At 35.9% G+C, this 24,317-nt stretch carries 23 protein-coding genes and 1 other annotated feature (1 of these 24 running past the window's edge); all 23 genes read left to right on the top strand.

The window, feature by feature from the left end:
• Window positions 1–61 precede the first annotated feature (61 nt).
• Window positions 62–493: a division/cell wall cluster transcriptional repressor MraZ gene (gene mraZ / locus AC3G7N_RS03150; protein ID WP_489420690.1), complete on the top strand. Its 432-nt coding sequence runs from the start codon at window positions 62–64 to the stop codon at window positions 491–493.
• 68 nt (window positions 494–561) lie between these two features.
• Complete coding sequence (gene rsmH, locus AC3G7N_RS03155) at window positions 562–1,539, top strand: 16S rRNA (cytosine(1402)-N(4))-methyltransferase RsmH (protein WP_489420691.1); 978 nt, start codon at window positions 562–564, stop codon at window positions 1,537–1,539.
• On the top strand, window positions 1,539–1,913 hold the full coding sequence (ftsL, locus tag AC3G7N_RS03160; protein WP_489420692.1) for a cell division protein FtsL: 375 nt from the start codon (window positions 1,539–1,541) through the stop codon (window positions 1,911–1,913). The genes rsmH and ftsL overlap by 1 nt, the downstream gene beginning before the upstream one ends.
• 16 nt (window positions 1,914–1,929) lie before the next feature.
• Window positions 1,930–4,158 carry a penicillin-binding protein gene (locus AC3G7N_RS03165; protein ID WP_489420693.1) on the top strand — a complete coding sequence of 743 codons (2,229 nt, stop codon included), beginning with the start codon at window positions 1,930–1,932 and terminating at the stop codon, window positions 4,156–4,158.
• Between the two features lie 95 nt (window positions 4,159–4,253).
• Complete coding sequence (locus tag AC3G7N_RS03170; protein WP_489420694.1) at window positions 4,254–6,182, top strand: stage V sporulation protein D; 1,929 nt, start codon at window positions 4,254–4,256, stop codon at window positions 6,180–6,182.
• Between the two features lie 121 nt (window positions 6,183–6,303).
• Window positions 6,304–7,773, top strand: a complete 1,470-nt coding sequence (locus tag AC3G7N_RS03175) for a UDP-N-acetylmuramoyl-L-alanyl-D-glutamate--2,6-diaminopimelate ligase (RefSeq protein ID WP_489420695.1) — start codon at window positions 6,304–6,306, stop codon at window positions 7,771–7,773.
• A 2-nt stretch (window positions 7,774–7,775) separates the two neighbouring features.
• Window positions 7,776–9,134 carry a UDP-N-acetylmuramoyl-tripeptide--D-alanyl-D-alanine ligase gene (locus tag AC3G7N_RS03180; RefSeq protein WP_489420696.1) on the top strand — a complete coding sequence of 453 codons (1,359 nt, stop codon included), beginning with the start codon at window positions 7,776–7,778 and terminating at the stop codon, window positions 9,132–9,134.
• 257 nt (window positions 9,135–9,391) lie between these two features.
• A complete protein-coding gene (gene mraY, locus AC3G7N_RS03185; protein WP_489420697.1) occupies window positions 9,392–10,378 on the top strand; it encodes a phospho-N-acetylmuramoyl-pentapeptide-transferase in 987 nt (328 codons plus the stop codon).
• Window positions 10,375–11,727 carry a UDP-N-acetylmuramoyl-L-alanine--D-glutamate ligase gene (gene murD / locus AC3G7N_RS03190; protein ID WP_489420698.1) on the top strand — a complete coding sequence of 451 codons (1,353 nt, stop codon included), beginning with the start codon at window positions 10,375–10,377 and terminating at the stop codon, window positions 11,725–11,727. The genes mraY and murD overlap by 4 nt, the downstream gene beginning before the upstream one ends.
• A gap of 95 nt (window positions 11,728–11,822) precedes the next feature.
• The gene (gene spoVE, locus AC3G7N_RS03195; RefSeq protein WP_489420848.1) at window positions 11,823–12,923 is read left to right on the top strand and encodes a stage V sporulation protein E; all 1,101 of its coding nucleotides are present in this window, start codon (window positions 11,823–11,825) and stop codon (window positions 12,921–12,923) included.
• Between the two features lie 176 nt (window positions 12,924–13,099).
• A complete protein-coding gene (locus tag AC3G7N_RS03200) occupies window positions 13,100–13,888 on the top strand; it encodes a cell division protein FtsQ/DivIB (RefSeq protein WP_489420699.1) in 789 nt (262 codons plus the stop codon).
• Window positions 13,889–14,193: 305 nt separating this feature from the next.
• Window positions 14,194–15,474, top strand: coding sequence for a cell division protein FtsA (gene ftsA / locus AC3G7N_RS03205; protein ID WP_489420700.1), 1,281 nt, complete (start codon window positions 14,194–14,196; stop codon window positions 15,472–15,474).
• Between the two features lie 64 nt (window positions 15,475–15,538).
• A complete protein-coding gene (ftsZ, locus tag AC3G7N_RS03210) occupies window positions 15,539–16,708 on the top strand; it encodes a cell division protein FtsZ (protein WP_489420701.1) in 1,170 nt (389 codons plus the stop codon).
• A 282-nt stretch (window positions 16,709–16,990) separates the two neighbouring features.
• Window positions 16,991–17,911, top strand: a complete 921-nt coding sequence (spoIIGA, locus tag AC3G7N_RS03215; protein WP_489420702.1) for a sigma-E processing peptidase SpoIIGA — start codon at window positions 16,991–16,993, stop codon at window positions 17,909–17,911.
• A gap of 200 nt (window positions 17,912–18,111) precedes the next feature.
• The gene (gene sigE, locus AC3G7N_RS03220) at window positions 18,112–18,831 is read left to right on the top strand and encodes an RNA polymerase sporulation sigma factor SigE (protein ID WP_089532693.1); all 720 of its coding nucleotides are present in this window, start codon (window positions 18,112–18,114) and stop codon (window positions 18,829–18,831) included.
• A 125-nt stretch (window positions 18,832–18,956) separates the two neighbouring features.
• Window positions 18,957–19,736, top strand: coding sequence for an RNA polymerase sporulation sigma factor SigG (gene sigG / locus AC3G7N_RS03225; protein ID WP_489420703.1), 780 nt, complete (start codon window positions 18,957–18,959; stop codon window positions 19,734–19,736).
• 399 nt (window positions 19,737–20,135) lie between these two features.
• Entirely contained in the window at window positions 20,136–20,408 is a 273-nt protein-coding gene (locus AC3G7N_RS03230) for a YlmC/YmxH family sporulation protein (RefSeq protein ID WP_489420704.1), read from the top strand.
• 51 nt (window positions 20,409–20,459) lie between these two features.
• Window positions 20,460–21,269, top strand: coding sequence for a peptidoglycan editing factor PgeF (pgeF, locus tag AC3G7N_RS03235; RefSeq protein ID WP_489420705.1), 810 nt, complete (start codon window positions 20,460–20,462; stop codon window positions 21,267–21,269).
• Between the two features lie 27 nt (window positions 21,270–21,296).
• Complete coding sequence (locus tag AC3G7N_RS03240) at window positions 21,297–21,974, top strand: YggS family pyridoxal phosphate-dependent enzyme (protein WP_489420706.1); 678 nt, start codon at window positions 21,297–21,299, stop codon at window positions 21,972–21,974.
• Between the two features lie 17 nt (window positions 21,975–21,991).
• Window positions 21,992–22,426 carry a cell division protein SepF gene (locus AC3G7N_RS03245; protein WP_489420707.1) on the top strand — a complete coding sequence of 145 codons (435 nt, stop codon included), beginning with the start codon at window positions 21,992–21,994 and terminating at the stop codon, window positions 22,424–22,426.
• A 6-nt stretch (window positions 22,427–22,432) separates the two neighbouring features.
• Window positions 22,433–22,708 (top strand): YggT family protein, encoded by a 276-nt coding sequence (locus AC3G7N_RS03250; protein ID WP_489420708.1) that lies wholly within the window; start codon window positions 22,433–22,435, stop codon window positions 22,706–22,708.
• A gap of 3 nt (window positions 22,709–22,711) precedes the next feature.
• On the top strand, window positions 22,712–23,488 hold the full coding sequence (locus tag AC3G7N_RS03255) for a YlmH family RNA-binding protein (protein ID WP_489420709.1): 777 nt from the start codon (window positions 22,712–22,714) through the stop codon (window positions 23,486–23,488).
• 109 nt (window positions 23,489–23,597) lie between these two features.
• Window positions 23,598–24,101: a DivIVA domain-containing protein gene (locus AC3G7N_RS03260; RefSeq protein ID WP_489420710.1), complete on the top strand. Its 504-nt coding sequence runs from the start codon at window positions 23,598–23,600 to the stop codon at window positions 24,099–24,101.
• 60 nt (window positions 24,102–24,161) lie between these two features.
• Window positions 24,162–24,317: a binding site (T-box leader), on the top strand (it continues 72 nt past the right edge of the window).

The raw sequence follows: 24,317 nt of genomic DNA on the forward strand, positions 1-24,317 counted from the left end.
AATGAGTGGTGAATAGTGGGGGAATGTGGTAACATGTTTATATGAAAGTGGGGAGAACCATATGTTTATGGGAGAATTTCAACACAACATTGACACAAAAGGAAGAATAATTGTGCCTGCCAAGTTCCGTGAAGGTCTTGGGGATCGTTTTGTTGTGACTCGCGGATTAGACAAGTGTTTATTTGCGTACCCCATGGATGAATGGAAAAATCTCGAAGAAAAACTAAAGAAACTCCCACTTACCAAGAAAGATGCCAGAGCATTCACTCGTTTTTTCTTTTCTGGAGCAATTGAGTGTGAAGTGGATAATCAGGGTAGAATAAATATTCCTCAACCACTTCGGAATTACGCAGTGTTGAGTAAGGAATGTGTTGTAATTGGTGTATCTAACCGAATTGAATTTTGGGCTAACGAAAATTGGGAAGATTACTTTAATGATTCCGAGGAATCGTTTGCTGAGATCGCTGAAAACCTCATGGATTTTGATATTTAAATCAAAAGCGTAAGCGTCGGGTTATTGGCGCTGAAGCTCCTAAACAACAAAAAAGCAGGTGTGTATCCATGTTCAATCATTACAGTGTATTAAAAGAAGAAACAATAAACGGGTTAAAGATATCTCCAAGTGGTACATATGTAGATTGTACGGTTGGTGGTGGAGGTCATTCTGAACAGATTGCAAGTAACTTACATAATAACGGATTATTAGTTGCTTTTGATCAGGATATAGATGCATTAGAAGCTGCAAAAGAGAAGCTAAAAAAGCATCATGGAAAAATACAATTTATACACACAAACTTTCGCAATTTAGAAGCGGAGCTAGTAAAAAATGATATTACCAACATCGACGGACTCCTATTTGATTTAGGTGTATCATCTCCTCAGCTTGATCGAGGTGAACGAGGATTTAGTTATCAGCATGATGCATACCTTGATATGCGAATGAACCAAGATCAAAGTTTAAGTGCTCATGAAATTGTAAATACATGGCCATATCAGAAACTGATAAAGATATTTTTTGCATACGGGGAAGAGAAGTTCTCCAAACAAATTGCAAGGAAGATTGAAGCATATCGGGAAAAAGAAATGATTAATACAACACATCAATTGGTTGACATTATAAAGGATGCAATACCAGCAGCTGCACGGCGGACTGGTGGACATCCTGCGAAACGAATTTTTCAAGCGTTACGAATTGCAGTTAATGATGAATTGGCGGTTTTCAATGATGCATTACATCAAGCTGCTCGTATGGTTAATGTAGGTGGTCGAATTGTTGTTATCACATTCCAGTCGCTAGAGGATAGAATTTGTAAGCAAGCCTTTAAAAAATGGAGCACAACTAAACCCGTTCCAAAAAACTTACCAATTATTCCTGAATCACATGAAGCACCATTCAGAGTGATTACGCGTAAACCAATTATTGCAGATGATAATGAACTTGAAGAGAATCGAAGGTCACGATCAGCCAAGTTAAGAATTGTAGAAAAAGTGAAACCATGGGAAACAGAATTTACCTATATGGAAGGGTGGAAAAAATAATGAGTGCAAGTCAAGCCCGCAGTTGGCAACAAACACAAACTACTGCATCACCGAACAAGGACAAACAGGTTGTAGTAAAAGTAAGAAAACAAAGCTGGATTACAAAAGGTGAAAAGGTTTTATATTCTGTAATTGGTACTTGTTTGATACTAGCCGCTATCTATATGGTATCATTCGCTTCTTCCACTGACACAATCAATAGGGAATTACAAGCACTCGAGAATAATGTTCAAAAACAACAAGTCCAAAATGAAGGATTGCTTTTTGAAAAAAAGGAATTGAGTAGACCAGAAAGAATCGTTAAAATAGCTAAAGAGAATGGGTTGCAAATTCAAGATGCAGAAATTAAGCAAGTTACCGCATTAAACAAATAAGCAAGGTGGATTTGTTATGAAAAAAAATAAAACAACACATTTAATGGCTGGAATATTGATTCTTGTATTCGTTTCGATTTTTCTAATTTTGACAGGAAGGTTTATGTACATACAGACTACTGGAGAAATTAATAATGTTTCGTTAGAGGAATGGGCAGACAAAAAAAGAACTGCTTCCTATACCATGGATTCAGAACGAGGCAAAATCTTAGATAGTAATGGTATGACACTTGCATATGATCGACCTACATTTAAAATAAAAGCAATAGTAAGAGAATCATACTCAGATAACCTAGAGGAGCCACAGCATGTAAAAAATCCCGAAAAAACTGCGGAGATGCTGGCTCCTCTATTAGATATGAAGCAAAGTGAAATTCTTGATCGAATTAATTACGGCATTGAAAATGACAAGTTTCAAGTTGAATTTGGTTCAGCAGGTAAGGAACTCTCACAAGAATTGAAGGATAAAATTGAGGACCTTGATCTACCCGGGATTCAATTTGATAAACAATCCATTCGGTATTATCCTAATGGAATGTTTGCATCGCATATAATTGGTTTTGCTCAAAAAAAGGAAGGCCAAATTACTGGAATTGCAGGTATGGAAAGACAAATGAACGACATTTTAAGTGGCAATGATGGTCACATTTCTTACCAGCGTGATAAATTTGGTACAAAATTGTTAGACCCAAATGAGGTAATCGAAAAACCAGAAGACGGTGATAACGTATACTTAACGATTAATCAAAAGATTCAAACGTTACTAGAGGATACACTTACACAGGTAAACGCGGAGTACAATCCAGAGCGTATAACAGCAATAGTAATGAATCCAAAAACGGGGGAAATTGTAGCAATGAGTAATCGGCCAAGCTATAATCCCAATAATCCTACAGAAGTTGAAAATTGGTATAATGATGCGATTTCAACACCTTTTGAACCTGGATCTACGATGAAGATGTTCACATGGGCCGCAGCTATCGAATCTAATAATTATAATGGTGATGCAAAGTATTTATCAGGAAGTTACCGTGCGCTTCCAAAGATTAAAACGGTAGAAGACCATAACATAGACGGATGGGGTAAGATTTCGTTTGATGAAGGATTCAGACGCTCTTCTAACGTTGCGGCAGCAAAATTACTTTGGGAAGAAATGGGTCCAGAAACGTATTTAAATTATTACAAAGCCTTCGAATTTGATCAGAAAACAGGAATTGATCTGCCAGGGGAAGTTACTGGAAAATTGGTATATGACTATCCAATTGAAAAAATTACAACTTCATTTGGACAAGGTACAACAGTAACGCCAATTCAACAAATGAAGGCTGCAACTGCAATTGCTAATGACGGTAAAATGCTGAAACCATTTGTAATTAAAAAAATTGTGGACTCAAGTACTGGTAAAACACTAAAAGAAAAATCTCCAGAAGTGGTAGGGCAACCAATCTCGAAAGAAACAGCTGACCATGTAAAAGAATTACTTGGGACTGTTGTAACTGGAGAAGGTGGAACTGGTGAAAATTATAAGCTGGATGACTACTCTGTTGCAGGTAAAACAGGTACAGCCCAAATTCCAAACCCTGAGGGAGGAGGTTATTTGGCTAATAATGGTAACTACGTCTTCTCATTTTTGGGTATGGCACCTAAAAATGACCCTAAATTGATGATGTATGTTTCTGTCAAACAACCTGAATTGGACCATGAAGCTGGTTCAGTACCTGTATCATTTATTTTTAAAAATGTAATGAAAAATGGTTTACACTACTTAAATATTAATCCAGATAAAGAAGCGAGTGAACAAGCATCAATTGTGAAAGTCCCTGAATTAATTGGAATTAACACAAAAGATGCAAAAGATCAGTTATCTAAGTCAGGGTTCGAACATATAATGGTTATTGGTAATGGGGAAGAGATTGTAAATGCTAGCGCGCAAGAAGGAGAAGAAATGGTAGCTAACAATCGGATCCTATTAATAACAAACAAACCTACTATGCCTGATATGAAGGACTGGTCAATGCGTGAGGTATATAAATTCGCTGATTTGATTGGTCTGAAGGTAGAAACAATGGGCAATGGCTATGTCGTGAAGCAGAGCATCAAAAAAGGAAAAGGCATAAAAGAAAATGATTATCTAGGTGTTGAATTTAAATTGCCTGCATTGGAGAAGAAAGAAACAGATGAAAAAGAAAGTATAGAGGAAGCACAAACAGAAGACAATGCAACGAATGAACCAACCGAGGAATAGCGGTTTATAGTTACCGTAACAGGACAGACAGTGTTCTATTTCGTTTTTTCAATCATATAGTGGATACAAGCCTACCTATGAAAAGGGGATGGAGTATGAAACGTGTATCTACTGTAATAGTGAGAAAACGAATAGTCGCTGTCTTTTTAATTGGCTTATTAGTATTTGTAGCGATAAACATTCGTCTAGGGTATGTGCAATTTTTTCTTGCTGATAAACTGATCGACAAGGCAAATGATTTATGGAGTAGGGATGTTACATTTGAGGCCGAGCGCGGGAAGATATTAGATGTAAATGGTGACGTTCTTACCAAAAACGTATCAGCACCTACTGTTATTCTTGCTCCTAGTCAGATAGAAAACCCGAAAGATACAGCAGAAAAATTAGCGGAAGTGTTAGGGATTTCTACCGAAGAGGCATATGAAAAGGTAACAGAAAACAGCAGTCAGGTTAATATTCGTCCAGAAGGTATAAAAATATCTAAAGAACAAGAAAAGGCATTGCAGACCTATAATTTGGATGGGGTATACCTTGCAAAGGATTCCAAACGATATTATCCATTTGGTGATAATCTGTCACACGTGTTAGGTTTTACTGGAATAGATAATCAGGGCTTAATGGGACTTGAGCTATATTACGATGATAAGCTCAGTGGAACACCAGGTAGTCTTTCGTATTATTCTACTGCAAAAGGGGCTCGATTGGATGAACCAGCCGACGTATACAAGCCTCCTGTGGATGGTTTAACATTGAAAACAACCATCAATTCAAAGGTACAAACGATTATAGAGCGGGAACTGGATTTAGCTGTTGCAAAATATTCTCCTGATGGAGCTTCTGCTATAGCAGTTAATCCTAAAACTGGAGGCATCTTGGCAATGGCATCACGACCTGATTTCAAGCCAGGTAAATACAAGCAGTATGATCCAACTATTTATAGTCGCAATTTGCCTATATGGAGTACCTATGAACCTGGATCGACTTTTAAGATCATTACATTAGCAGCAGCTTTAGAAGAAAACGCCGTTGATTTAGAAGAAGATACATTTGATGATGATGGAGATATTTCAGTAGGTGGTACCGAACTACATTGCTGGAAATCTGGAGGCCATGGACATCAAACCTATTTAGAAGTTGTTCAAAATTCCTGTAACCCCGGATTTGTTAATCTTGGCATGAAGCTTGGACAAGAAAAATTGTTTTCTTATATTCGAGAATTCGGATTCGGAGAAGAAACGGGAATTGACTTACAAGGAGAAAGCAGTGGTATTCTATTTAAACCAGAGCAAGTTGGCCCGGTTGAACTTGCCACTACATCATTTGGGCAAGGGGTATCTGTAACACCAATCCAACAAGTAATGGCTGTTGCAGCTGCAGTTAATGGTGGGGATTTAATGGAACCACATATTGCTAAAGAATGGATTGATCCAGTAACGAAAGAAGTAGTTGATAAAATAGAACCTGAATTAGTCGACAGCGTAATTTCCAAATCTACTTCCGAGGAAATTCGGCATGCATTAGAAAGTGTCGTTGCCAAGGGAACTGGTCGACCTGCCTTTGTTGAAGGCTATCGTGTAGGAGGTAAAACAGGTACCGCTCAAAAGGTAGGATCAGATGGAAGGTATATGCAAAATAATTATGTCTTATCATTTATTGGTTTTGCTCCAGCGGATGATCCAAAAATTGTAGTGTATCTAGCGATTGATAATCCAAAGAATACCGTTCAATTTGGTGGAGTGGTTGCAGCTCCTATTGTAGGAACAATTATTGGAGATAGTTTAAGTGGAATGGGTGTTCAGAAGCGAACAGATGGATTAGCAAAAGAAACCCAATGGCCCGAGGAACCAAAAGTAACTGTTCCGGAACTAATTGGATTGAACAAAGGTGAAATAGCAGAATACCAAACAAACTTATCCATCCAAACCAGTGGTTCAGGCAAGTATATTATTGATCAGGAACCTACCGCTGGAACAAAAGTTAATCAAGGTTCCAACATTAGGATATACTTATCGGATAATAAATGATCGTGATATTGGTCAAAAACTGGTATAATATACTGGATATATTTTTAAAAATTGAAAGAGGGTGTAACCACCCTCTTAAACATTGAAGAGAAATAGAATACATATGGATAGGGTGAATGCGATGAATTTGAATGAAATCATCTCCATCTTGCCATTCTATAAAGCTATGTATCTAGCCGATGATGTAATTATCAATGGAATTAAAATGGACTCACGTGAGGTGAAACAAGGGGATCTTTTTATCTGTATCAATGGTTTTACTGTTGATGGACACGATTATGTAGATCAGGCAGTTGCTAATGGAGCAGCTGCCATTATAGCAGAAACCATAATTTATACGAATGTATCAACTATTATTGTACCAGACTCCTTGAGAGCACTTTCCATGCTTGCAGCACACTTTTATAATTATCCAACTACAAAACTTCCACTTATTGGGATAACAGGAACAAATGGCAAAACCACGATAACTTATTTAATTGAATCTTTGCTGAAAGAAAATGGCAGAAAAACAGGGGTTATTGGGACAATACAAATGAAGATAGGAGATCATTTATTTCCAGTTCAAAATACTACTCCGGATTCCTTATTTTTGCAAAAAAGTTTTCATGAAATGGTAGAATGTAATGTAGATACTGCAATTATGGAAGTATCATCCCATGCGTTAGATATGGGAAGGGTTTATGGATGTGAATTTGATATAGCTGTTTTCAGCAATTTATCCCAAGATCATCTTGATTATCACAAAAACATGGATGATTATTTGCGTGCAAAAAGCCTTTTGTTTGCTCAATTAGGTAATACGTATAAGAAAACACAGCGAAAGTTTGCTGTTATAAATGTAGATGATGCTAGACATGACATTATTGAGCGCAGTACCGCACAACATATCATTACCTATAGCTGTAAGAAAAAAGCAGCCATAACTGCTGAAAATATTCAGCTTGAGGCCACTAAAACTAGTTTTCGTTTAAGTACTCCTGTCGGTGAGATTATGATCACTAGTAAACTGATTGGAATGTTTAATGTATATAATATTCTGGCAGCAGTTGGAGTAGGTTTAGCATTACAAATTCCGTTATTTACAATTAAGGGCGCACTTGAGAAAATTACAGGTATACGTGGGAGATTTGAGCCAGTAGAGGGGAATCATACTTTCACCACCATCGTTGATTATGCACATACGCCTGATTCACTGGAAAATGTGTTACAAGTCATTAAAGATTTTGCGAAAAAAAACATCTATGTTGTGGTTGGGTGTGGTGGTGATCGTGATAAAACGAAACGTCCTCAGATGGCTTTCATAGCGTTAAACTATGCAGATAAAGTTATATTTACATCAGATAATCCAAGAACAGAGGAGCCACAAGCAATATTGGAAGATATGGTTTATGGACAAAAAGAAACCCACTATGAAATAATAGAAGATCGAAAACAGGCCATTTATCATGCTATTAACCTCGCTAGCGACAATGACATTGTTTTAATCGCAGGAAAAGGGCATGAAACATATCAATTAATTGGCCATACGAAATATGATTTTGATGATAGAGAAATAGCGAAGGAAGCAATATTATCTAAGGAGAAATAAATATGTTATTTACAACCAATTGGATTTCCACTTTTTTTACTGATTATAAAGGTGTAGCAACTGACGAAATAATGATAAATGAAATTGTTACAGATAGCAGGGTGCGATCATTTAAATCACTTTTTATCCCCATACAGGGAGAAAAATTTGATGGTCATGACTATATGAAAGAAGCATTTAATAATGGAGCTGTTGCAGCGGTTTGGAATAAAAATAAGGAAGTACCATCTTTTCTTCCAACTGAATTTCCATTATTCTATGTAGAAGATACATTAGAAGCATTACAAAAATTGGCTGCAACTTATCGAAGTGAAATAAATCCTGTTGTTATCGGAATAACAGGTTCCAATGGTAAAACTACTACTAAAGATCTTGTAGCCTCTTTACTGAAAACTACTTACAGAACACATGCTACAAATGGAAACTTTAATAATGAAATTGGTCTTCCCCTTACTATTTTAGCGATGCCAAGAGAAACAGAAATATTGGTACTTGAAATGGGGATGAGTAATTTCGGGGAAATCGAACGTTTATCAAAAATTGCACTGCCAGATTACGCAATCATTACGAATATTGGGGAATCCCATATTGAATATCTTGGCACACGTAAAGGGATAGCAAAAGCAAAAACAGAAATAGTGAAAGGCATGACTGATAAAGGATTTCTGCTTATTGATGGTGATGAGCCGCTGTTAACAGAACTGCATAAAAAAGAACACGTTATAACGTGTGGATTTAAATCAGGAAACGATGTGGAAATAGAAAAGGCTAGTATTTCACACGATCATACTGAATTTACACTCGGGGACAATGGTACTTTTTCAATTCCGTTATTAGGAAAACATCATGCATTGAATGCTACTTTGGCCATCACACTTGCCAAACAATTAAAAATTGATAATAACACAATTCAACAAGCACTATCATCCATACAACTAACTGCCATGCGCTTTGAAATGATAGCCGGCAAAAATGGTGTCTCGATTATAAACGATGCATACAATGCATCCCCTACATCCATGAAAGCGGCAATTGGAGTAGTGAAACAGATGGAGGGTTTTTCAACAAAAATCTTAATCTTGGGTGATATTCTAGAGCTTGGTGAACACACGCAAAGCTTTCATGAATCGATTAGTGAAGTAATAGATGAATCAATTTTTGCACTGTATACGTTAGGAGATCATGCAAGAATGATTAGTGAAAAGGTAAATTCCAAATTGGAAGGTACGGTAAGTAAACACTTCAATACAAAAGAAGAACTTGTTCATGACTTGGAGTTTTACCTAAAAGAAGATACACTAGTATTATTTAAAGCGTCACGAGGTATGCAGTTTGAAAAAATGATTGAGCAAATTAAGTAAAGAATGTTCAAAAAGTCACCAAATGTTAAACTACAAATTTCTTCGTTGGCTTGTCTTTCCGGTCCTCATGTAGCAGTAACACAGAGGAACTTCTACTAAAATAGACCATGTCCTGTGGGCAACGTAGAGTCAGCACATCGCGCGCAAGTCCGGTCTCGGGGACTTCACCGCCTCGACCTTTTGTTTTTAATTTGGCACCTTTTTGAACTCGCACTAATTAAAATAAGCATGGACGGTAGGTATAAGGAGGAGAACCAATGAATTTATATGCACTTTTACTAACAATTGCAATCGCATTTTTAATCACCGTCCTTTTATCCCCGATATTTATTCCTTTTTTAAGACGATTGAAATTTGGACAAAGTATACGAGAAGAAGGACCGAAATCGCATGTGAAGAAAACAGGAACACCTACAATGGGTGGTTTGATGATTGTATTCAGTATTATTATTACTTCCCTGATTATGGCATCTAAATATTCGTTTCAATCTATCAGCTATGAGCTATGGCTCCTAATCTTTGTATTAGTAGGTTATGGTTGCTTGGGCTTTCTAGATGACTTTATTAAAGTTGCTCTTAAGCGAAATTTAGGATTAACTTCCAAACAGAAAATGCTGGGACAAGTAGTAATTGCGCTTGTATTTTATGTTATTTTAAGAATGAACAATTTTGATACATATATTCAAATTCCAGGTACAAACGTAGAGTGGGATCTTGGTTTTGGTTATGCACTATTAATCATTTTCATGCTAGTTGGTACTTCAAACGCTGTTAATTTAACAGATGGGTTAGATGGACTTTTAGCAGGGACAGCAGCAATTGCTTTTGGTGCATTTGGAATTCTGGCGTGGTCCGGTTTTCCACAAAATGAGGTAGCTATTTTTGCGCTTGCAACAGTTGGATCACTACTAGGGTTTCTTATTTTTAACGCCCATCCTGCGAAGGTTTTCATGGGTGATACTGGGTCATTGGCACTTGGTGGTTCATTGGCCGCAATTGCTATTTTAACGAAGCTGGAAATCCTACTCATCATTGTTGGTGGTGTTTTCGTAATTGAAACGTTATCCGTTATTATTCAGGTCATATCTTTTAAAACAACTGGCAAACGAGTATTTAAAATGAGTCCTTTACATCATCATTATGAACTAATGGGATGGTCTGAATGGCGAGTGGTCACTACTTTTTGGTCAGTCGGATTACTATTTGCAGCACTTGGTGTATATATAGAGGTGTGGTTTACATGAAAAAATTGACTAATTTTAATTATTCTCATGCATTAGTATTAGGTTTAGCGAAAAGTGGTACAGCTGCAGCTGATCTACTTTTATATAGTGGAATTAATGTACGTGTAAACGATAAGCTTTCAAACGAAACAGATGATGTTGTGTTGAGGTTAAAGAAAATGGGTGCTGAAGTGATTGTTGGTTCACATCCTCTTTCTGTGTTAAACAATATTGATGTAGTTATTAAAAACCCAGGTATTCCTTATGAAAATCCGGTTATTGTGGAGGCGCTTAACAATAACATTCCAATTTTGACTGAGATAGAATTTGTTAATGATTTAGTTGTGGATGGGAATATAATTGGCATAACCGGCTCCAATGGAAAAACTACCACAACCACACTTGCAACAAGTATGATAGCTGAGAGTAAATTACCTGTAAAAGTAGCAGGGAATATTGGAAAAGTAGCAACGGATGTTGCGCAAACTTTAAGCAAAAATGAAACATTGATATTAGAATTATCATCATTTCAATTATTGGGTATAAAGGATTTTAAACCTAATATAGCAGTCCTGTTAAATATTTATGAGGCCCATCTGGATTATCACAAAACAATGGAAAGCTATAAAAATGCAAAGTATAACATTTTTATGAACCAAACTTCTGAAGATTATGTGGTGTATAATCATGATGACCTTAACTTGAGAGAAGCCGTGATGGGTGCCAAATCCATTAAAGTACCCTTTTCCATTACAGAAAGACTAGAAAATGGAGCCTGGGCAGACGCAACGAGCATTTATTTTAAAGATGAAAAAGTCATGGATAAAAAGGATATTGTATTAGTTGGGGATCACAATATCGAAAATATTTTAGCTGCAATCTGTGCTGCGAAATTGAACGGTGCCAGTAGTGAAGCAGTACAAAAAGTTTTAAGAACGTTTTCGGGTGTTGAACATCGCTTTCAATTTGTAGCTAGAATTGATGATCGTTTATTTTACAATGATTCAAAAGGTACAAATATTTTAGCTACACAAAAGGCATTAGATTCATTTACACAACCTATTATTCTATTGGCTGGCGGCTTAGACAGAGGAAACGATTTTGATGAATTGCTGCCATACTTAAAAAATGTGAAGGCAATGGTATTATTTGGACAAACACAAATGAAGTTAAAAGACTTGGCCAATAAAGCGGGCATCACTGCTATTGAACTTGTTGAAGATGTCACTGCTGCCGTTGAGAAAGCCCATTCGTTATCAAGGCCTGATGATGTTATCCTGCTTTCACCAGCGTGTGCTAGTTGGGACCAGTTTAGTAGTTTTGAAGAACGAGGAGACATGTTTATAAAAGCGGTGCATACACTAGAGTAAGGGCATGTACAATTAGTCATTACTTTCTTAATAGTTCTATTAAAATGCCCTAATTTCTTTGTTCTAGGAAATGGGGTATTTTTTTGTTGCAAAAAGTGTTCAAAAACCAAAGTAAACCGGATTACCTGTTGTTAGGATTGGTAATAACATTATTGATTGTAGGAGTTGTCATGGTATTCAGTTCCTCCTATATCTGGGCAGATTATAAGTATGGTGACGCATATTTTTACCTTAAACGTCAATTGTTGTTTGTAGGAGTAGGTATTTGCGCGATGTTCTTTCTTATGATGACACCATACGGAATATGGAAAAAGTATTCTAAACTAATTTTATTAGTGTGCTTTGTTTTACTCGGACTTGTGTTAATTCCTGGTGTAGGGTTAGTTCGTGGTGGGGCACAAAGTTGGATTGGAGTAGGAGCATTTAGTATTCAGCCCTCAGAGTTTATGAAACTGGGATTGGTTATGTTTCTTTCCACTTATTTATCATTTAATCAAAAATACATTACATCTTTTAAAAAAGGTTTTTTCCCGTCTATTATCCTTGTGTTTACTGCATTCGGATTAATTATGCTTCAACCTGACTTAGGAACAGGGGTTGTTCTGGTTCTTACATGCATGGTACTAATTTTTACTGCTGGTGCTAAACTAACTCATTTTTTTGGTCTGGCAAGTTTAGGTGTAGTGGCTTTTCTATTACTAATCATTTCTGCACCATACCGAATTAAGCGGATAACCGCATTCATAAACCCATGGGAGGATCCTCTTGGTGATGGGTTTCAAATTATTCAATCGTTGTATGCAATAGGCCCTGGGGGATTAATGGGGGTAGGCTTAGGGGATAGTATACAGAAATATTTCTATCTACCAGAACCTCAAACAGACTTTATATTTGCTATTTTAGGTGAAGAACTAGGTTTTATTGGCGGAACTACCGTTATCATTCTATTTATCTTACTCTTTTGGCGAGGAATTAAAATCGCCCTTACCACACAAGATGAATTTGGAAGATATTTAGCTTTAGGTATTACGACGATGCTAGCAATCCAGGTAATGATAAATATTAGTGTAGTTATCGGATTAATTCCAGTAACTGGTATTACATTACCATTTTTGAGCTATGGTGGATCATCGCTAACACTAACCCTTTGTGCAGTTGGAATATTATTAAATATTAGCAGGTCTTCCACAATTTAATAGTTATAGAAACAAATGGTTAAAACGTACTGCCATAATGCTTAAAAAATCAATTTTTCTAGGCGATATTTACTACATATATATGTACGTAGTATGATATAATTCATGTAACAAAATGAAACGGCATTCTTTAGTGCCGTTTTATTCTGTTAATTTGGTATAAAGGAAGAAATAGAATGAGTAAAAAGAAAGTTGTTTCGATTGAGGAGCGCATTCCAAAGCTGAAACAAGCTCGTAAAAAGAAAGCGAATAGACGTTTGATATTTTATCTTTCTATTTTTTTCTTATTAATATCAATTATTGTGTATTTGCAATCTTCACTGAGTCATGTACATACAATTGAGGTCACCGGTAATACAGCGTTATCGGACGAGGAAGTTGTTGAAAAAAGCAATTTAACTACCGATACGAATATTTGGATGATTGATCAATCCGAGATTAAAAACAAATTAGACGGAAACCCAATTATAGATTCCGTTGAAATTAACAAGAAATTGCCTTGGACAGTCGAAATTGCCATTCAGGAGTTTAAACGGATTGGTTATATAAAAAAAGAAGGCTTTTTTTATCCTGTTTTGGGAAGTGGCAAGGTTTTATCGAAATTGAAAAAAGAAACAAGCAGTGGTGATGCTCCATTATTGTTAGATTTCGATGATGAATCTACCTTAAACAAAATGACAAATGAGCTAATGAAACTTCCGCAAAATATTCGAAACATGATTTCTGAAATTCATTGGCAACCAAAAGATGATAATAAGAATAAGATAGTACTTTATATGAGTGATGGTAATATGGTAGATGGAACAATAAGAAATTTTGCTGAAAAAATGAAAGTATATCCATCTATCGTTGCTCAGCTTGATCCAAATAGTAAGGGGATCATTCATATTGGAGTAGGTGTATATTTTGAATCCTTTGAGGATAAAACAAAGGACAAAAAAATTGAAGAAACAACTGCAGAGTAAATAAGTATTTAAAAATTTACTGACTAATTTTCTTTGAAAGTCATATATAGGCTGTTGTTAACGAACAGTTTAGTATGGAATAAAGTAAGTGCAAAAAGGTATGTACTAAAAAAAAATTCATTAAATCAGTAGAAAATTAAAGGAATTCTATGATTATTGTAGAATTACTCATAATATATTTTATTTTTACCGTATATTACGATAGAATAATAGATTATAATACTATATGGATTATGACTCGTAATTTGAAATGTGAAACGTGGCTAAAAATAAAATTGTTGTAAGGAATTGGGAGGTGCCTTTCTTTGAATCAAAGTGAGATTTTAGTTAGTTTAGATATTGGAACATCAAAAATAAAAGTTATCATTGGTGAAGTTGTAAATGATTCATTAAATATTATTGGAGTGGGTTCTGCTAAATCAAACGGCATGAAAAAAGGTGCTATAGTTGATATAGATCAAACTGTAAACTCTATTAGAAATGCTGTGGAACAAGCAGAACGCATGGTAGGCATGGAAATTGATAGAGTAATTGTTGGTATAAATGGTAATCATATTCAATTGCAATCATGCCATGGTGTGGTAGCAGTTCAGAGTGAAAATCGTGAAATAGACAATGAAGACATAACACGTGTAATTGATGCAGCACAAGTACTTTCAATCCCCCCAGAACGAGAAATCATTGATGTCATTCCAAAACAATTTATTGTAGATGGCTTGGATGAAATAACCGACCCAAGAGGCATGATTGGCGTTCGGTTGGAAATGGAAGGGACGATTATTACGTGTTCCAAAACGGTCTTACATAATATATTAAAATGTGTGGAGCGTGCCAATTTGCAAGTATCTGATATTTGCCTGCAACCACTTGCATCAGGTTCAATTGCATTATCAATGGACGAAAAGAATCTTGGTGTAGCTTTAATCGATGTTGGAGGTGGATGCTCAACTGTCTCAATCTTTGAAAATGATCATCTAGTATCTACTAGTGTTGTTCCTTTAGGTGGGGATAACATTACAAAAGACTTATCCATTGGATTACGAACTTCTACAGAGGAAGCAGAAGACGTCAAGGTGAATTACGGTCATGCTTTTTTTGATGAAGCACAAGAAAGTGAAACATTTGATGTTTCCACTATTGGAAGTAACACGAAACAAACTTATAACCAGCTACAAATTGCTGATATGATTGAAGCAAGACTTGAAGAAATTTATGCATTTGCAGAACGAGAAATCCGAAAAGCAGGATTTCAAGGATTACCTGGTGGTTATGTACTAACAGGTGGTACAATGAAAATGACAGGTGTACTAGAGCTTGCTCAAGATTTATTTCAATCAAATGTAAGAATGGCTATTCCGGATTATATTGGGGTTAGAGAACCACAATTTACTGCAGGTGTGGGTATCTTGCAATTTGCTTATCGTAATGCGAAAATACAAGGAAAAGACTTATTTCCAGCTGTAATTGAACATACAGATGAACCAAAACCGAAACGTACGAAAAAGCAAACAAGTACAAAAGAACCATCAGAAAAAACGAAAAAAGAATCAGGGATTGCTAATATTTTCAAATATTTTTTTGATTGATAGAATGTCCTGTTAGTTTATTAGAAATAAAACTCTTGTAATTTGCAAATTAGGAGGAACAAATATGTTAGAGTTTGATACAAATATGGATCAATTAGCATCAATAAAAGTCATCGGTGTTGGTGGTGGCGGTAGTAACGCTGTAAATCGCATGATAGAACACGGGGTACAGGGCGTAGAATTTATTGCCGTGAACACAGATGCACAGGCATTGAATCTATCAAAAGCGGAAGTTAAACTCCAAATCGGTGGAAAGTTAACACGTGGTCTCGGGGCTGGAGCAAATCCTGAGGTCGGTAAAAAAGCCGCTGAAGAAAATAAAGAACAAATCGAAGAGGTATTACAAGGTGCAGATATGATATTTGTAACTGCTGGAATGGGTGGCGGTACTGGCACAGGTGCTGCACCGGTAATTGCATCAATTGCAAAAGAGTTAGGTGCATTAACAGTTGGTGTAGTGACTCGCCCGTTCACTTTTGAGGGTCGCAGGCGATCAGTACAAGCAGTTTCAGGTATAGATGCATTGAAAAGTAGTGTAGATACATTAATTGTCATTCCAAATGATCGTTTGTTAGAGATTGTAGATAAAAATACACCAATGTTAGAAGCATTCCGTGAAGCGGATAATGTACTTCGTCAAGGTGTACAAGGTATCTCTGACTTAATTGCTAAACCAGGATTAATTAACGTTGACTTTGCTGATGTTAAAACAATTATGTTTGATAAAGGTTCTGCGCTAATGGGTATTGGTGTTGCTACTGGAGAAAACCGCGCAACAGAAGCTGCTAAAAAAGCAATATCATCTCCATTACTAGAAACTTCAATCGATGGAGCTCATGGGATATTGATGAATATTACCGGTGGAGATAATCTAAGCCTATATGAAGTACAAGAAGCTGCCGATTTAGTAACTTCTGCTGCAGATAACGAGGTAAATGTTATATTTGGTTCAGTTATTAATGAAAATTTAAAAGATGAAATTATCGTTACGGTTATTGCAACTGGATTTGATGAAAATCAAAAAGTTGATAATACACCAAAACAGCGACCGATTATTAATCATAAGCAACAAGCTCCGTCTAGACAATATGACGAAAACCCTAGAGAAACAAGACAGCAGCAACAACCGCAACAACAACAGCAACAACAACAACCACAATCTAATCGTGTTAAACAGGAAGACGATACTTTAGATATCCCAACTTTCTTACGTAACCGAAATAGAAACAGATAATAGATCGATAATGAAAAGCAAACATTCTGGAGAGCGTCAGGATGTTTGCTTTTTTAATGCTCAAAAGTAAAAATTAATGACTTGATTTTTCCAGTCCCTACCTTTTTTGGACGTTTCTGCTTTTCAATTCGAATCTATTTCTCCGACAATCCCTCCGATAAGAAGTTAAAAATAGCCCTTTTCTGCTTACAAGAAGCGACAGACTTTTTTCTCAATCTCCCTTATACTTTTTATAATTCAACTAATACATCGTAATTTATTTGAGTGGAAAGGAAGGGAGAAGTGACAATTTATGTTGATGTAATATGGATGCTCAATTTTCTATTTGACATGATGATAATTATGTTAACACTGATTTTGGCAAAGGTAAGTACTAGTAAAAAAAGAATAATTTTAGGTTCGTTTGTCGCTTCAATGATTGTTCCCATTTCTATCTATTTCCCAGATTCATTTATTACTAGTGTAGTTGGGAAATTCATGTATTCGCTCATAATAATTTTGTGTGTATACTCTTACCGATCAATGTATCAATTATTTCGACTACTGTTTTTATTCTACTTTGTAACATTCACTATAGGAGGTGGTTTAATAGCCTTACACTTTATGTTAGAGAGTCCATTTGGGGTTTCAGCAAATGGGATTCTTACGTTTAATAAGGGATATGGTGATCCAATTAGCTGGATATTTGTAATTGTAGGTTTCCCTATCATTTGGAGTTTTACGAAAAGAAGTATGGACAAGCACGCTGTAGAAAAGATTCGTTATGATCAGTTGTGCCCGATAACACTTCAAATGAATAACAAGTCATTATCAACAACAGGCTATATCGATAGTGGGAACCAATTAGTTGATCCATTAACAAAAAGCCCTGTAGTTATCTGCGATGAACCTTTTTTAAAACAATACTTTTCTGATGAAGAATGGGAAGCCATTAAAAAAGCATGTGACCTCCTGGATTTTGATGCCATTCCTAAAAAGTGGGAAAGTCGTATACATATTGTTCCATTTCAAGGTGTAGATGGAAAATCTTCTTATATGATGGCTATCAAACCAGATAATATAAAAATACTGTATGATGAAAATGAAATTATAACCAATAAGTTATTAATTGGAATTCAGTTTTCTGATTTAACTAAAGATAAACGTTATCATTGTTTACTACATCCTCAAATTATAAAATTGGCAGCTGTTCATTCAGCCTAACGAAGAAAAGCGAAGGCGACTGTTTAGCGACGTACAAATAGATAGGACTGTGAAGATACGTCGAACTTTACGTACCTTTCAACAGGACTAACTATTCGCTAGTCGCTAGGAGCCGTAGCTGGACAGAGAAAAGCAAAGGCGACTGTTCCAGTAGCGGACGCGTTGAAGCTAGAATGATTAATGAAAAGGAGCGATTAACCTTGAAAATGTGGAAACTTCGAATACAGTTATGGTGGTATAAGCTATTAATTAAACTGGGCTTTAAAGCTGATGAAATATACTATATAGGCGGTAGTGAAGCGTTACCTCCACCACTATCTAAACCTGAAGAGCAATCGTTATTAAAGCGATTACCAACTGGTGATAAAGCAGCTAGAGCTATGTTAATTGAACGAAACCTGCGTTTGGTGGTATACATTGCGCGTAAGTTTGAAAATACAGGTATCAACATAGAAGATTTAATTAGTATAGGAACAATCGGTTTAATAAAAGCAGTGAATACATTTAAACCAGAAAAACAAATTAAACTTGCTACGTATGCTTCACGGTGTATTGAAAATGAAATATTAATGTATCTGCGAAGAAGTAATAAATTAAAATCTGAAATATCGTTTGATGAACCACTTAATATAGATTGGGATGGAAATGAATTATTATTGTCAGATGTCTTAGGGACAGATGATGATGTCATCACAAAGAATCTAGAAAAAACTGTGGACAAAGACTTATTGAAAAATGCATTGTCCCACCTGAACAACAGAGAAAAACAGATCATGGAATTACGCTTTGGATTAATTGGTCAAGAAGAAAAAACACAAAAAGATGTTGCGGATATGTTAGGAATTTCACAATCCTATATTTCCAGATTAGAAAAAAAGATTATCCGTCGTTTGAAAAAAGAATTTAATAAAATGGTATAGCCTTACACCCAGTTGAAAAGCACCTCATATTTTACATTTTTTGTCGAATTCGATTTGCATAAAAAACCTTTTACGCGGAGATACTGTCCATGAACAGCATCGCTAACTGGGAGGGCAGAATCGATATGATTAGACATAAGGTTGAGATATGTGGTGTTGATACATCGAAATTACCCGTATTAAAAAATGAAGAAATGCGTAAATTGTTCGTGAAAATGCAAGATGGAAACTTATCTGCTAGAGAAGAACTAGTAAATGGGAATTTACGTTTAGTATTAAGTGTTATTCAACGATTTAATAATCGTGGTGAGTATGTAGACGATCTTTTTCAAGTAGGTTGTATTGGATTAATGAAATCAATAGACAATTTTGATTTAGGCCATAATGTTAAATTTTCTACTTATGCAGTCCCAATGATCATAGGAGAAATTAGAAGGTATTTGAGAGACAACAATCCGATACGTGTTTCACGATCATTACGTGATATTGCATATAAAGCATTACAAGTTAGAGAAAGTCTAGTTAACAAAACTTCCAAAGAACCCACATCTATGGAGATAGCAGAAGAATTAGGAATACCGCAGTCAGATATAGTATTTGCATTAGATGCTATTCAAGATCCTGTCTCATTGTTTGAACCAATCTACAATGATGGGGGCGACCCAATTTTTGTGATGGATCAATTAAGTGATGATACGGATAAAGATTCTACCTGGGTAGACAAGCTTTCTTTGAAGGAAGGTATGCACCGGTTGAACGAAAGAGAAAAAATGATTGTTAACAAACGATTTTTCCAAGGAAAAACCCAAATGGAGGTCGCTGATGAAATAGGCATTTCACAAGCACAGGTGTCACGCCTAGAAAAAGCAGCCATCCACCAAATGAACAAACAAATGTTTGAATAAAAAAGAAAAGCGAAGGCGACTGGTCAGAAGCAGACGCATAAGTAAGGAACCGTAGAATGCATGGGTTTTAGCATTCGGAGTGTTCCTTGCTTATGACGGCAGCTTCTAGGAGCCGCAGCTAGACAATAACGAAAGCGGAGTGGGCTTGCTAAGCGTCGAAATGCGTAAGCGAAGGACCGTAGAGCACACGGGCTTCGTGCTCGGAGTGTCAATTGCTTACGTCACGAGTCGCTAGCCCGCGCAGCTAGACAATAAAGAAAAGCGGAGTGGGATTAGCTAGATTCCGTAACTTATAAGGAACTGATTAGAACAGATGAAATTTTATCTGTTCTTTTTTGTTGTCTTTTATGAAAAATTTATTAAACCTCGCATATAGTTTTAATAAGGTAGGTGATTATAATGATAAAACTTTCAGAGTTACAAATGAAAGAAATTATTGTCATTGAAAACGGGACACGGTTAGGACATATTTCTGATTTGGAAATCGACGCGACAAATGGACGAATACTTGCATTAATTATTCAAATAAAAGAAGGCAAGAATGGGATGTTTGCAAAATCCGGAGAAATGATTATTGGGTGGAATCAGATTAAAACAATAGGAGAAGATGTGATTTTAGTGCAATTGAAAGAAAACCCACTTTTATTAAGTGGTAATTCAAATTTCAATTAATAACTGCTGTAACTATGATAAAATGGGACGATAACTTTTATGGAGGTAAATATGTTGGAACCCTTTTGTCAGGAAAATAAATCAGTACTAACGTTAAAAAGTTGGAGAGAATTACACCCCTCTCTAAAAGTTGGTTTTACGACGCGTGAGGGAGGAATTAGCAAATTCCCGTTTGAATCATTTAATATGGGATTACATGTGTCAGATAATGAACAAGACGTCATTTACAATCGTAAGCTGCTTGCTGAGAAAATCGGTATGACAATGGAAACATGGGTTAGTGGTGAACAAATTCATGGAACAAATGTGGAAATAATTACTGATAAAGCTAAGGGAAGGGGTGCTTTCTCCTATGAAAATTCCCTGCCAGGCATTGATGGACTTATCACCAATCAGAAAGATATTGTTTGTACAGCCTTTTTTGCTGACTGTGTGCCATTGTTCTTTTTTGATCAAAAAACAGGCTATGCCGGAATTGCTCATGCAGGTTGGAATGGCACTGTTAACGGTATTGGTAAAGAAATGATTAATAAATTTGTTCAACTAGGTGGAAGTATCGATACAATAAAAGTTGCTGTAGGGCCTTGTATATCGCGAGATGCATATGAGGTGGATGAACACGTTATTAAAAATCTTACTAAAGAACAAATAATAAACACAACAAGAAAACAAAAGAATCACCATTATTTATTAGACCTGAAGATGTTAAATATAGAAATCCTTTTACAAAGTGGTGTTTTACGTCATAATATAGATGTAACAAATTATTGCACGTATCAGCAAAAAGAACTATTTTTTTCACATCGACGTGATCATGGCAAAACAGGAAGAATGCTAGGATTTATTGGTTTCGGGTCATGATTAGCTTTGAAAGGGGACCTAGTAATTGTGTTAGTAGCAGAAAACTTAACTAAAATACAATCGACCATACAAACAGCCTGTGATAAGAGTAATCGAGAACCGAATGAAATAACCATTATCGGAGTGACGAAATATGTTACAATAGAACGAACAGAAGAAGCGATTCAGGCTACAATTGAAAATCTTGGGGAAAATCGTTTAGAAGGTTTTCAAGAAAAATATGAACACTTCAAAGATAGGGCGAAATGGCATTTTATTGGCACGTTACAATCTAGAAAAGTGAAGGACATAATTGATAAGGTTGATTTCATACATTCGCTAGATCGTAAATCGTTAGCAAAAGAAATAGACAAGCGTTCCACTCATCCTATCGACTGCTTTATTCAAGTAAATGTTAGTGGTGAGGAATCAAAGCATGGGATTGCACTCAAGGATGTTGAATCATTTATATCTACACTTGCGGATTATACAAACGTTCAAGTTGTTGGTTTGATGACAATGGCACCGCATACGGATGATTATGAAGTAATACGGCAAACGTTTAAATCACTTCGAGAAAAAAGGGATCAGATTAGGAACAAAAATGAATCCCATGCTCCATGTACCTATCTTTCGATGGGAATGAGTAATGACTATGAGATTGCTATTGAGGAAGGTGCCACTCATATACGAATTGGTTCAGAGTTAGTTGGATCAAAAAACTAGTGAGGTGTAAACATAACATGAGTATAAAAAACAAGATTAAAACATTTTTCACCATGGATGATGAATATGAATACATGGAGGAGCAGGAACAAGAAGGTGAGTCTACTTCAATTCCAGATCACAAACAATCAAAACAAAACGTTGTGAATTTAAAAAGTATGCAACAGACACCATCGAAAGTGGTTTTAAGTGAACCAAGGTCTTACGGTGAAGCGCAAGAGATAGCTGATAATATTGTAAACAGAAGAGCTGTGGTTATCAATTTACAACGTGTAGATCGCGGACAAGCGAAGCGGATTGTTGATTTTTTAAGCGGGACGGTTTATGCCATTAATGGTGATATTCAGAAGCTTGGAGCAGATACATTTCTATGTACACCTGATAATGTAAATGTGTCTGGCTCCATTACAGATGCATTTGAAGAAGAAAACGATATTGAAAAAGGATGGTAGCACATAATGAATCAATTGTTTACACTACTTTATTATGGTTTAGAAATATATAGTTTCGCCTTGATTATTTATATCTTCATGTCATGGTTTCCAGGAGCACGGGAATCAGCAATAGGAAGGTTTCTAACAAACATATGTGAACCTTTTCTAGAGCCTTTCCGTAAAATCATTCCACCATTTGGTGGGCTTGACTTGTCACCACTTGCGGCAATTTTTGTGTTATTTTTGGCAAGGGATTATGGATTACCAGTATTTTTCAATATGTTGGCTGGTTTATTTTAAAAAATGGACATTTATCAGCATTTTAGAAAAGAAGAACATCCTTTCATAACCCGAGTATTATCCTGGAAGGAGCAAGTGGAGAGATCGTATCAATCTATTTTGACAGACTTTTTGGATCCAAGAGAACAACAAATTATTACCAGTCTGATTGATACAGACGGTGACGATTTGATTATACAATTATTTGGTGGAGGCCAGTATTCTGAAAGAAAGCGTGCCATCATTGCACCAGATTATGAAGAAGTCAGGCAAGAAGACTTTGGTGTTACTATCATGCAAGCAACATACCACGAAAAATTCATTTCACTGTCTCATGGTGATGTAATGGGATCATTTTTATCACTTGGCCTTGAACGAAAAAAACTTGGTGACATCGTTGTGCATGATGGGTTGGTACAAATCTTATTATCTGATGATATTTGTACATATGTTTTGATGAATTTAACAACGGTTAAAAAGGCTACTATTAAACTTGAAACAAAACCGGTTAGTGCTTTAGTTGAGATAGCACTAAATTGGACCTTAGAAGACAAGCTTGTGTCGTCAATGAGACTTGATACTATAATTAAAGAGATATATTCCATCTCCCGCCAGAGTGCTGCAGATAGCATTACGAAGAAACTTGTAAAAGTAAACTATCGAGTAGTGCACGACCGATCATTTTCTGTGCAGGCGAATGATTTAATTTCGTTCAAAGGGAAAGGAAGAAGTAAAGTAGAGCGTATAAACGGCAAAACGAAAAAAGAAAAGTGGAAAATTACAATAGCAAAATTGAAATAATTTGATAAACACGCAGGATTTTAGGATAATGTGTCGAATCAAATTATATAGACGGTAATTATACTGAGTAAATGACATTGGTACATAAATAAAGTAAGGAGGTGGCCTTGTGCCATTAACACCATTAGATATCCATAACAAAGAATTCACAAGAAGTTTTCGAGGTTATGACGAGGATGAGGTAAACGAATTTTTAGATCAAGTTATTAAGGATTACGAACTGGTAATACGTGAAAAAAAAGATTTAAAAGAAAAAGTGGAACAATTAAACGAGAAGCTTGGTCATTTTACCAACATTGAAACAACATTGAATAAATCCATTCTGATTGCCCAGGAAACTGCAGAAGAAGTACGAGGAAATGCTATGAAAGAATCTAAATTAATTATTAAAGAATCTGAAAAGAATGCAGACCGGATCATTAACGAGGCTCTTAATAAGTCACGTCGTATTTCAATGGATGTAGAAGAATTAAAAAAACAAGCAAAAGTTTTTCGCACTCGCTTAAAGATGCTTGTTGAAGCTCAATTAGAGATGATTGGGACGGATGATTGGGATCAATTATTCGATGTGGATTTAGGTGAAGAACTGGAATTAGCAGAAAATAAATCGTAGTTCTTGACGTTTGCTGTAATTTTACATATTATTATAAAATAACGATAACATTAAATAAAGAAATATACATGGATGGAGACAGTATAATTGTTTAATCTGTTTAAGCGAGCTAGGAAATGGTGTAAGCCTGGTACAGAAAACTTTTGGAAGATCACTCCTGAGTATCCAATCAATTCTATTGTGAGGAGAATTGGACGTATCGTTCACGTTACGAAC

Source organism: Virgibacillus carmonensis, assembly GCF_057836705.1.